The 10,431-nt window shown below is 72.7% G+C and carries 9 protein-coding genes and 1 pseudogene; 4 read left to right on the forward strand and 6 right to left on the reverse strand.

The genetic code is table 11. From position 1 onward, the window contains the following. The first annotated feature begins 11 nt into the window (after nucleotides 1-11). Nucleotides 12-2,348: a molybdopterin-dependent oxidoreductase gene (locus tag ABZ497_RS29655; protein WP_359809619.1), complete on the forward strand. Its 2,337-nt coding sequence runs from the start codon at nucleotides 12-14 to the stop codon at nucleotides 2,346-2,348. Between the two features lie 708 nt (nucleotides 2,349-3,056). Here ABZ497_RS29655 and ABZ497_RS29660 read toward each other — a convergent pair. Both ABZ497_RS29660 and ABZ497_RS29665 read right to left on the reverse strand, forming a co-directional pair. After that, entirely contained in the window at nucleotides 3,057-3,257 is a 201-nt protein-coding gene (locus tag ABZ497_RS29660) for a hypothetical protein (protein WP_359809621.1), read from the reverse strand. 127 nt (nucleotides 3,258-3,384) lie between these two features. Beyond that, nucleotides 3,385-3,576 carry a hypothetical protein gene (locus tag ABZ497_RS29665; protein WP_329491748.1) on the reverse strand — a complete coding sequence of 64 codons (192 nt, stop codon included), beginning with the start codon at nucleotides 3,574-3,576 and terminating at the stop codon, nucleotides 3,385-3,387. 194 nt (nucleotides 3,577-3,770) lie between these two features. On the opposite strand from ABZ497_RS29665, the gene ABZ497_RS29670 reads away from it, so the two are divergent. Further along, the gene (locus tag ABZ497_RS29670; RefSeq protein ID WP_329491749.1) at nucleotides 3,771-4,166 is read left to right on the forward strand and encodes a hypothetical protein; all 396 of its coding nucleotides are present in this window, start codon (nucleotides 3,771-3,773) and stop codon (nucleotides 4,164-4,166) included. A gap of 389 nt (nucleotides 4,167-4,555) precedes the next feature. On the opposite strand, the pseudogene ABZ497_RS29675 reads toward ABZ497_RS29670, so the two are convergent. Continuing rightward, nucleotides 4,556-4,939 (reverse strand): annotated as a pseudogene (locus tag ABZ497_RS29675) (DUF2267 domain-containing protein); the annotation flags it as partial. Between the two features lie 483 nt (nucleotides 4,940-5,422). Next, nucleotides 5,423-5,860 carry an Hsp20/alpha crystallin family protein gene (locus ABZ497_RS29680; RefSeq protein WP_329491750.1) on the reverse strand — a complete coding sequence of 146 codons (438 nt, stop codon included), beginning with the start codon at nucleotides 5,858-5,860 and terminating at the stop codon, nucleotides 5,423-5,425. Nucleotides 5,861-6,944: 1,084 nt separating this feature from the next. Here ABZ497_RS29680 and ABZ497_RS29685 point away from each other — a divergent pair. Together ABZ497_RS29685 and ABZ497_RS29690 are read left to right on the forward strand one after the other, a co-directional pair. Then, nucleotides 6,945-7,226, forward strand: a complete 282-nt coding sequence (locus tag ABZ497_RS29685; RefSeq protein ID WP_329492399.1) for a MerR family transcriptional regulator — start codon at nucleotides 6,945-6,947, stop codon at nucleotides 7,224-7,226. A 485-nt stretch (nucleotides 7,227-7,711) separates the two neighbouring features. Next, complete coding sequence (locus tag ABZ497_RS29690; RefSeq protein WP_359809623.1) at nucleotides 7,712-8,101, forward strand: STAS domain-containing protein; 390 nt, start codon at nucleotides 7,712-7,714, stop codon at nucleotides 8,099-8,101. Nucleotides 8,102-8,447: 346 nt separating this feature from the next. On the opposite strand, the gene ABZ497_RS29695 is transcribed toward ABZ497_RS29690, so the two are convergent. Both ABZ497_RS29695 and ABZ497_RS29700 read right to left on the reverse strand, forming a co-directional pair. Further along, nucleotides 8,448-9,986 (reverse strand): DEAD/DEAH box helicase, encoded by a 1,539-nt coding sequence (locus ABZ497_RS29695; RefSeq protein ID WP_359809625.1) that lies wholly within the window; start codon nucleotides 9,984-9,986, stop codon nucleotides 8,448-8,450. A gap of 371 nt (nucleotides 9,987-10,357) precedes the next feature. Further along, on the reverse strand, nucleotides 10,358-10,431 hold a 74-nt coding region (locus ABZ497_RS29700), incomplete at its 5' end, for a cold shock domain-containing protein (RefSeq protein ID WP_229847715.1).

The following is a 10,431-nucleotide window of genomic DNA, read 5'->3' on the forward strand; positions in this document are numbered from 1 at the left end:
GGAGCACGACCGTGGACCGGACCGCCGATCTCTGGGGGCCCCGCACCCCGTACGCACCCGGCACGCCGTGGCCCGCCCGGGTCGACCTCCACCTGGCCCCGGGGCTCAGCGAGGCCGACGTGCAGCGCTGGGTGCCTTCCGCGTCGCTTCTGCACTCCAACGGCGACGCCATGGACATCGCGGTCCGTGACGGGAGGATCGTCGGTGTCCGCGGCCGGGCCGGGGACCGGGTCAACCACGGCCGCCTCGACATCAAGGACCTGTTCGGGTGGCAGGCCAACGCCTCGCCCGACCGGCTCACCGCGCCGCAGGTCCGCCGCGGCGGCCGACTCGTCGCTACGGACTGGGACACCGCCCTGGACACCGTCGCCGGGCGCTGCCGGTCCGTGCTGAAGGACCACGGGCCGGACGCGGTCGGCTTCTACACCTCGGGCCAGCTGTTCCTGGAGGAGTACTACACGCTGACCGTCCTCGCCCGCGCCGGGATCGGCACCAACCACCTGGACGGCAACACCCGCCTGTGCACCGCCACGGCGGGCGAGGCCCTCAAGGAGTCCTTCGGCTGCGACGGCCAACCCGGCTCCTACCAGGACATCGACCACGCCGAGGTGATCGCCCTGTGGGGCCACAACGTCGCCGAGTGCCAGCCCGTGCTGTGGATGCGCGTCCTCGACCGGCTCCACGGAGCGGACCCGCCGGCACTGCTCGTTCTCGACCCCCGCCCCACACCGACCGCCCGGGAAGCCACGATCCACCTGGCGCCGCGCCCCGGCACCAACCTCGCCCTCCTCAACGCCCTGCTGAACGAGGTCATCGCCACCGGCCGCGTCGACCACGCCTACGTGCGGGAGCACACGGTCGGCTACCCGGAACTCGCCGCCCGGGTGGCTCGCTGCACCCCCGAATGGGCGGCCGGCATCTGCGGACTGCCCGCGGGCGAGATCCGCCGCGCCGCCGAGCTGATCGCGGGCACCGACCGGCTCGTCTCCACCGTGCTCCAGGGCGTCTACCAATCGCACCAGGCCACGGCAAGCGCCGTCCAGGTCAACAACCTGCACCTGCTGCGCGGACAACTCGGACGCCCCGGCGCCGGCGTCCTTCAGATGAACGGCCAGCCCACCGCCCAGAACACCCGCGAGTGCGGTGCCAACGGCGACCTGCCGGGTTTCCGCAACTGGGCGAATCCGCGCCACGTCGCCGAACTCGCCGAGCTGTGGAGCATCGACCCAGCGGTGCTGGATCACGGCGGCCCGCCCACCCATGCGCTGGAGATGTTCCGCCTCGCCGAGACCGGCGCCCTGAAGTTCCTGTGGATCAGCGCCACCAACCCCGCGGTGTCCCTGCCCGACCTCACCAGGATCCGCCGGATCCTCGCCCGGCCCGACCTGTTCGTCGTCGTGCAGGACATCTTCCCCACCGAGACCGGCGAGTTCGCCGACGTGGTCCTGCCGGCCGCGACCTGGGGCGAGAAGACCGGCACCTTCACCAACGCTGACCGCACCGTTCACCTCTCGGAGAAGGCCGTCGACCCACCGGGCCTGGCCAGGTCCGACCTCGACATCTTCCTCGGCTTCGCCCACCGAATGGATCTGCGCACCCGCACCGGCCGTCCACTGATCACCTGGCAGGACGCCCCGTCGGCGTTCGCCGCATGGCAGCAGTGCAGCAAGGGGCGCCCCTGCGACTACACCGGGCTCAGCTACCAACTGCTGCGCGAACACGGCGGCACCCAGTGGCCCGCGACACCCGCTCTCCCCTTCGGCACGCCGAGGCTCTACGCGGAGGGCCGCTTCTGGGCCCATCCGGAGACCTGTGAGACCTACGGCCGCGACCTCGACACCGGCGAGCCCGCGACCGAGGCCCAGTACCGGGCCCTGAACCCGCACGGCAAAGCACTCCTCCGGGCTGCCGACTACGAGCCGCCCCCGGAACCGCCCGACGACGCCTACCCGCTGTGGCTGACCACCGGCCGCACCATCTACCACTTCCACACCCGCACCAAGACCGGCCGCGTTCCCGAACTCCAGCGCGCCGCGCCCGAGGTATGGGTCGAATGCTCCCGGGCCGACGCCTGCCGACACGGCCTCACCGACGGGGACCGGGCGGTCCTGACCACCGCCCGTGGCTCCGTCACCGCCCGGGTCCGGATCACCGGGATCCGCGAGGGGCTGCTCTTCCTGCCGTTCCACTACGGCTACTGGGACCACGGCCCCGACCACGCCGACAGTCCGCCGCGCCGGGACCGTGCCGCGAACGAGCTCATCGCCACCCGCCTCGACCCCTCGTCGAAGCAACCGGTCTTCAAGACGGCCACCGCCCGCCTGGCCCGCTCCGAACCCCACCGCTGACCCTGCAACCCCCGGAAGCGCCCGGGACCCGGGAAGGTTCGCCGCGCTCCGGCCGTTGGCGAGGGTGGCGCGTTCCGCCAGCACCTGCCTTCCCGTAAACGGGTCGAGGGCCCCGGCGCTGTGTGCGCCGGGGCCCAGGGATATGTGGATTCACTGCTCCATCTACTGCACTACTGCTGCCGGCTGTCGGGCCGGCTTGCGGTGTCCGCGTTGCCCGGGGGAGGGGCAGTGCGCGGGGATCGCGTATGCGTGACCGAAGACCACCTCTTCCATGACGTTCCATGACGATGGCTACTGCGGTGACCGCCTGGCTCCGATTGCGTGCCGTGGCGGGCGATCCGACGGGGTGAACCCTTCCCTTCTCCTCTGGTGTACATCGTGCGTACTGCCGGTACTGCGAACTGCTGGATGTTGCGTCCTGCGCGTGCGCGACCGCCACCGCCGCGGGCCCCACGCACAACCGGGCCCGTGACGCCTGGCAGGTCACCCGCCTTCCGCCGCGAACCCCATCTGTCATGACCGGGTCCCGCGTACTGACGACCTGCACGCCTCCTGCATCACCGCTGGTACTGCGAACTGCGGTACTGCCCGGGCAGTTCGTGTCTGCCCGTTCTGCTGTCCTGCTCTCCCAACGCCAGGAACACTACACAGACTGCCGTGCAATGTCTACTCTCACCAGCACAGGTTTCCGTGTCTGGATGTCGGACCTTATTGCGGCCGCGTCCGGCCGGGGGCGGGGTCGTCGGAGCTCGGGTCGAGGGCGTCTCGCAGGGCGTAGAGGTCGGCGGCGGTCGCCTGCTCGGCCAGGCGCGCCAGCAGTCGGCGCAGGACCCGGTCGTCGCCGTCGCGGACCGCCTCCACGATTCCGCTCAGGACGGAACCGTCCACGGTCGGTGCGGGCTGCTGCATTTCCACCCTCCTTCGCGCCCCTCAGGGGCGTAGGCCCTCTCCGGGGCCTGGGACATCTCGGACAGGGCGGGAGGCTACCGGCCGCGCGGCGACCCGGAGCTGCGGGGTACCGGGTTGAGCGGCCTGTTCAGCCGGCGGGCGCGAGTGCGGTGAGCGCGGCGGCCAGGGCGCCGTGAACGGCGGGCGCGGCCGAGCTGGAGGCGAGCAGGAACCCGAAAGCGACGGCGACGCACGCGGCGGCCGGGGTCGCGCGGCGCTGACGGATCAGCACGGCGAGGACCGCGCCGAAGAACACGACGGCCGACAAGTTGAGGATCATGCTTCTCCCTCCGTAGTCCGGCGGAGGCGCCAGGCCGCCGCCGATATCTGCGCTGGCTGCACCACATTTTTCCATGCTTCGATCACAGGCAGTGGAATCTCCCTGCACCCGGCGCGCCCGGTGGAGGTGCCGGCGGACGGCGGGCCGGGGGTGCCCGCGCGGCCGCGCTGCGGCGGGCACTATCCTCTGGTGGCATGTCGAACCCTGATGGGCTGCTCGTCGACATCGCCGCGATGGTGGAGTCCGAGCACAGCAACCAAATGCCCCTGACCGTCGTCGTGCCTGGGGCGGTCATCACCGGCCGGCTCGCGCCGCAGAGCCTGTGGAACGAGCGAGTGGCGGAAGTCCTCGCCGGCTCGGAGCACCTCAAGCCGTTCGCCGCACTCTTCGCGGCGCCCGCGGCCGGCGCTGGTGACGCGGCCGGCGAAGGCACGGCGGTGCCGGCGGTGCGGCCGACGCATCTGCACCTGCACGTCGCCCGCATCCTTCAGGGCAGCTACGGGCTGCCGCACACCGGCGGCATGTACCGCATCGCCATCGCCGACATCAGCAGTTGGACGGTGGGAGACCTCAGCTACTCCGACCAGTGACACCAGGGCCGGCCATGGCCGTGCCCCGGGCCAGCGAGCCCGGGGCACGGCCATGGCCGGTGTTGGATGGTCGGCTTCAGCGCGGCGCGGTGATGGTGTGGGGTGTCAGGCCGCGGTGGCCGGTGGCGCGTTGCCGAACGGGAGCGCTGACGACGAGGGCCACCAGTGTCCGGGGGAGGGGGAGTTCGCCGGTCGTCGCGGTGCAGGCCTCGACGGGGAGGGCGTCGGCGAGGTCGCACCGCTCCTCGCCGACGAGTCGTGCGCCGAGGACGCCCTGGCCGTGGTCAGGGCGCGTTCGGCCCTCGGGCTGTTCTGGTGGCGGCCGAGGATGCGGTCGCGGTCGGGGCGGGTGTGCCCGGTCGTGGCCGCGGTGGCCCTGCTGCGGGGTCGGGGCGGCCGAAGAGGAGGTCGTAACTCGGGGGGAGTTGGAGCAGGAGGCGGTGGGTGAGGTCGTCGCCCGCGGCGTCGGCGACGACGCTGAGGACGGCGCTGACGTCCCAGGCGGCGGTCGCCTCGCTCGCTCCGGGGATCCAGGCGGCGGTGGCCCGTACGAACCGTTCCGCGTCCAGGGGCTGGGCGGCCTGCAGGGGGTTGAGGAGGACCAGGGCGAAGGTCTCCGGGAGCCGGGCCGCCAGCTCGGCCCGGTCGCGGCCGGCGACGTGGGCACCGAGCAGGGCCAGGACCACGCGGGCGGCCTGATCGGCCTCGCGGGGTGTGGGGTACTCGCCGCGTTCTCGGACCTGGGCCAGGAACGCCTCGGGTCGAAGAGTCATCGTGGTTGCCTCTCCGGATGCGTGGGTGGGCGGTTGGGCCTGGGCGCGGGTTGCTGCCGTTCGCGGGCCCGGTGGCGGTGAGGTCGGGATCCGCCGGTCAGGCGCCGGCCCAGTCCGGTGGGCCGCAGGATCCGGGTGACCGGGTACTGCGGCCGGGTGGCGGCCGGTGGTGTCGGCACGGTTGCGGGCGGCGACGTGGGCAGCGAGCCCCGAGCAGTTCCTGAACGTCACTCGGGACACGTCGGCGACGACCCGGGGCCGGCCCTGCACGACGGTGAGGAGCCTGCGTCGAAGGGGCGCGCCGCTCGCGAGGTTCGACGTCACCGCGGGCCGTCACCACGAGGGGGTGCCCGCAGCGCCGGCGGCGGCGTTGCTTCCTCGGCACGGGTCGAGCCTTCCCCGCTGACGCCCGGGCGGGCGCCGGAGGGGTGCCGCCCTGCGCGGCTCGGGGGTGCAGGGCGGCAGGGCGGCAGGCTCAGGAGGTCAGGCGCGGATCTGCCTGGGGGCCGGACCCTGGGCGGTGACGGAGATCTTGCGGGGCTTGGCCTTCTCCGCGACCGGGATGCGCAGGGTCAGCACGCCCGCGTCGTAGTCGGCGCTGATGCCCTCCGGGTCGAGGGTGTCGGAGAGCATCACCTGGCGGGAGAACACGCCCAGCGGCCGCTCCGAGAGCTCCATGCGCGCGCCCTCGACCTCCGGGCGCGGGCGCCGCTCCGCCTTGACGGTCAGCATGTTCCGCTCCACGTCGATGTCGATCGCCGCCGGGTCCACCCCGGGAAGGTCGAACGCGATCACGTACTCGTCGTCGGCCCGGTAGGCGTCCAGCGGCATCGGGGCCGGCCTGCTCCAGGTTCCGCTCTGGGTGACGAGCTGCTGGGTCAGACGGTCCAGCTCGCGGAAGGGGTCGGTGCGCATCAACATCGCGAAACACCTCCAGTGGTCCAGGCAACCAAGTGCCAATGCGCTTCACCTGACACCGTTGTAGCATGTCATCCATCCGATGACAACGGCTGATGTCTCCGACAGAGTGACGCCAGGAGAGAGCGGTCGCGCCCGGTGCGGGCCGCCACCGGCCCCGGCCGGTATGGGCTCCGGGCGCGGGCCGCCGAGCCCGTCCCTCGCGCAGGGAGAAGACTGCCTCCTCGGTACGAACCGGAAAATCTATGCCCGCTGAAGTAGACATTGCCTGGCGCCGTGGTTACTGTTTCTCTCGTAGACGCGGTCGAGCAGTACCCGCCAGACACGAACTGGCGGGCAGCAGTACGCACGTTCGCAGGTCGGCGCGGTTGCAGGGTCCTGAAGCCAGGGATGTGCAGTAAGGCAACAGGACCGGTGGCCGCTCCGGGCGGCCCGCAGGTATCAGGGGCCGCCACCCAGCGTTACCGCAGTTCAGCACGTGCATGGCCAAGCAAGTGCATGACCCGAAGGTGAAGTTGAGTTGGGCAGTACCAGCAGTCGCAGGACGCGGTATCCCAGTAAAGGCGCCAGGACTGCGGGCGCGCGTGCTGGGAGGTCCGGGCAGTGGGGTTCCAAGCCGAGCAGGTGAGCACGACGGGCGACGGGGCTGGCTGCCGGACCGGGCGGACCATCAGGACCGCCGCAGCAGTAGTTGGCAGTACAGCGGTAACCGCAGTTCGCAGGGACAGAACCCGGGTAGTGCAGAGGATGAACGGAGGGACGTAGCGCCATCAGGATCGCCCGGCCCGTGAGGCAATGAACCGGGCGGAATCCGAGGACCCCGAGGCAAGGACGGTGGTTTCCGGTCACGCATACGCGATCCCCGCACGCCCCCTCACCCGGGGCGAGGCGGACTCAAGGAACCCGGCCATAGGGCCGGAAGATGGTGTAAAACCCTTCGGGGCCCCGGGAGCCGCAACGGCCCCGGGGCCCCTCAGCGCGTCCCCGGACACAACAAGAATGAGGTGCAGTGACCACGGCAACCATCCGACCGCATACCGCCGACACCCCCGACCGTCTCGACGACGACGACTACCCCGCCTACACCATGGGCCGCGCCGCCGAGATGACCGGCACCACACCCGGCTTCCTACGCTCCCTCGGCGACCAGGGCCTCATCACCCCCCTGCGCTCCGAAGGCGGCCACCGACGCTACTCCCGCTACCAGCTGCGCATCGCGATGCGCGCGCGTGACCTCGTCGACCAGGGCACCGCCATCGACGCAGCCTGCCGCATCGTCATTCTCGAAGACCAGCTCGAAGAAGCCCTGCGCATCAACGACGAGCTCCGCCGCTCCCAGCAGGGCCAGGCCCCCGACGCCGATACCTGACCGGGTGCCCCGCCCGGCCGACGAGACCGGCCCGCGGTGGGCGACAAGCGCTCACCGCAGGCCGCCCGGCCGCCCGTCTGAGGGCAACGCCGCCGGCCGCCGATCCTGGATCGCGGAGCGTCCTCTCCTGCGCGGGCCGGCCGCAGACCCCGCCACATCCGCGCGAGCTGTCCGTGACCACCGGGTACGACGGCCTCGTCGTCACTCCCGAGCCCACGCCCCGACACGCTCATCCACCACCGTCGCGCCAGGGTCAGGACGCCTGCCCGGCGGCGATGGCCGGCCGACTTCCGCCGACCGGACCGCGCCTGTCTCCCGGCCGGCTCTGCCCGGGACCCGCCAGTAGGAGGTTCGCCCACGCGGGTGGTCCGCCGGCCCCCCGGCCGCTACGGTGTGGTGTGCCCCCGCACGCGGGCCGGCAGGTCAGTTTCCCGCTCCGCGGGCGCACCCCGGGCCGCCGAGATCGGGGCCGCAAGGAGTGAACGGTGACCGTCTCCGAGGAGAGTCGACCTCCTGCCTTCGAGGTCTCCCTGAGGCCGGGCGCGGGCGACGTGGTGCTCGACGCGGCGGGCGACCTCGACCAGACCACCGGTCCACTGCTGAGCGCCGCCGTGGAGAGCGTCCTGGACACGCCGGCCGTTCCCGGGAAGCTGGTGGTCGACATGTCCCGGGTCGCGTTCTGCGACTCCGGCGGCCTCAATGCCCTCATCCGCGCCCACCTGCGTGCCCGCGAAGCGGGGTCGGAGCTTCACCTGCTGCGTCCGACCGCACCCGTCGCGGCTCTGCTGCGCCGTACCGGCGTGGACCAGGTCCTGTTCGTGGGCCCGGACCGTGCGGCGGCCTTCACCCAGGAGGGCGTGCCCGGGTTCGCGTGAGGTCGCACCGCCGCGGAGCAGCGCCCCGCGGGGAGAAGGTCGCCGGTGGCCGGGTGCCACGGGCGGCCCGGAGGCCGCGGAGCCCCGGTGGGAGTTCGTCGCGCACTCGTGGGCGTCCCAGGCTGACGCCTCCGGCCGCCGGGAGCAGGCGGCCTCTGCCGTACATCGCGCCCGAGGCCGGTCCTGACCGGCGCAGCGGCCGTCCTCGCCGACTTTCGCCCGGCGGGTCCGCCGGGGCGGGGCGCCGTCGGTGGCTCGCGCGTGCGGGGCGTCGCGGGAAGCCGGTGTCGCCGAGGCGGCGAACCGCGGGGGCCCGGTGCGCTGTGAGCACCGGGCCCGGCGGGTGCTACGCGGCGAGGGCCACGCGCCCGGGCGCGCGGCGGCGGCCGGAGGTGCCCCGGTTGTCGCGGCCCGCGGCGGACCGGGTGTCGCCGGAGCCGCCTGCGGGGCGGCCGCGGCGGCCACGGCTGGTGGACGCGCTGCGGCGGGGGCGGTCGGCGACGGGGTCGGCGATCACGGTGGGGATGCCGGTGGGCACGCGGGCGCCGGTGATGCGGGACAGTTCCTCGTCGCCGGCGGTGACCCGGGTGGTGACGGGGGTGATGGCGGCCGTGGTCATCATCCGGGCCATCTCGCGGCGCTGGTTGGGAAGCACCAGCGTCACGACGGTGCCGGACTCGCCGGCCCGGGCGGTGCGCCCGCCCCGGTGGAGGTAGTCCTTGTGGTCGTTCGGCGGGTCCAGGTTGACGACCAGGTCCAGGCCGTCGACGTGGATGCCGCGGGCGGCGACGTTGGTCGCGATCAGGGCGGTGACCTGGCCGGTGCGGAACTGCTCCAGGGTGCGGGTCCGCTGGGGCTGGGACTTGCCGCCGTGCAGGGCGGCGGCCTTCACGCCGTTGGCGAGCAGCTCGTCGACCAGGCGGTCGGCGCCGTGCTTGGTGTCGATGAACATGATCACCCCGCCGTCACGCGAGGCGATGTGGGCGATCGTGGCGTTCTTGTCGAAGCTCTGGACGTGCAGCACGTGGTGCTCCATGGTGCTGACCGCTCCGGCGGACGGGTCCACCGAGTGGGTGACCGGGTCCTTGAGGAAGCGGCGTACCAGGCGGTCGACGTTGCGGTCCAGGGTGGCGGAGAAGAGCATCGTCTGGCAGCCCTCGGCGACCTGCTCAAGGAGCTCGGTGACCTGCGGCAGGAAGCCCATGTCGGCCATCTGGTCGGCCTCGTCGAGCACGGTGATGCCGACCCCGTCGAGCTGGCAGTCACCGCGCTGGATCAGGTCCTTGAGCCGCCCGGGGGTGGCTACCACGACCTCGGCGCCGCGGTTCAGTGTCTGGGCCTGGCGGCCGATCGACATCCCGCCGACCACGGTCGCCATCCGCAGGCGCACCGCGTGGGCGTAGGGGGTGAGGGCATCGGTGACCTGCTGGGCGAGTTCGCGGGTGGGGACCAGGACCAGGGCCAGCGGGCGGCGCGGCTCGGCTTTGCGCCCGGCGGTGCGGGCCAGGACGGCGAGGCCGAAGGCGATGGTCTTGCCGGAGCCGGTGCGGCCTCGTCCGAGGACGTCGCGGCCGGCCAGCGAGTTCGGGAGCGTCGCGGCCTGGATCGGGAACGGCGCGGTGACGCCCTGGCGGGTGAGTACCGACAGCAGGGCCTTCGGCATGTCCAGCTCGTCGAACGCTTCGACGGCCGGCAGCGCCGGGGTGGTGCTGACCGGCATCGCGAACTCGCCCTGCGGGGACGAGCCCTGACGGGAGCCCCGGCCGCCGGAGGAGTACCGGCCGCCGGCGGGCCGGTCGCCGTAGAAGGAGCTGCCGCCGGAGCGGGAGCCCGTGGAGGAGCGGGAGTTGGCGTTCTGGTACGAGGAGCGACTGGAGCGGTTCATCTGGGAGACCTTCCTCAGGGCGGCACGTCACGAGGAAGGCTCCGTGGCGCGGAGGCGCCGGCGGAGACCGCAAGGGAACGGGCCGAAAGAGTGACGGGCGGAGCGTGGACGGTAGAACCGTGCGGCACGTCACCTACGGTCGGCGCTCACCGCGAAGGGGCGGGAGCGAAGAACCTCGAACCGTGAGCTGTCACGGCAGGGCGCCGATCCGGACGCGGCGCTGGGCGTCTCGCGTGGGGATGGCCGCCGGTGGCGGAGCCAGGGGCCTGAACGGCCGGGGATGCGCGTGTGGCGCAATGCCGAGGGGCCCGCACCGGGCATCAAATACGCGGTGCGGGCCCCTCGCTACCAGGCGGGTGCCGTGGCAGAAACTACAGCGGACGAATGTTCTCGGCCTGCGGGCCCTTCTGGCCCTGCGTGACGTCGAACTCGACCTTCTGGCCCT

It is taken from the genome of Kitasatospora sp. NPDC005751 (assembly GCF_040630835.1).
In the GTDB taxonomy this organism is placed as follows: Bacteria; Actinomycetota; Actinomycetes; order Streptomycetales; family Streptomycetaceae; genus Kitasatospora.

What these genes read in the sequence shown, in the direction of transcription:
- ABZ497_RS29660 (WP_359809621.1), bottom strand. Translation starts at nt 3,257, where the DNA reads ATGCAGCAGCCCGCACCGACCGTGGACGGTTCCGTCCTGAGCGGAATC.
- ABZ497_RS29685 (WP_329492399.1), top strand. Translation starts at nt 6,945, where the DNA reads ATGGGCCGCGCCGCCGAGATGACCGGCACCACACCCGGCTTCCTACGC.
- ABZ497_RS29665 (WP_329491748.1), bottom strand. Translation starts at nt 3,576, where the DNA reads ATGATCCTCAACTTGTCGGCCGTCGTGTTCTTCGGCGCGGTCCTCGCC.
- ABZ497_RS29695 (WP_359809625.1), bottom strand. Translation starts at nt 9,986, where the DNA reads ATGAACCGCTCCAGTCGCTCCTCGTACCAGAACGCCAACTCCCGCTCC.
- ABZ497_RS29680 (WP_329491750.1), bottom strand. Translation starts at nt 5,860, where the DNA reads ATGTTGATGCGCACCGACCCCTTCCGCGAGCTGGACCGTCTGACCCAG.
- ABZ497_RS29670 (WP_329491749.1), top strand. Translation starts at nt 3,771, where the DNA reads ATGTCGAACCCTGATGGGCTGCTCGTCGACATCGCCGCGATGGTGGAG.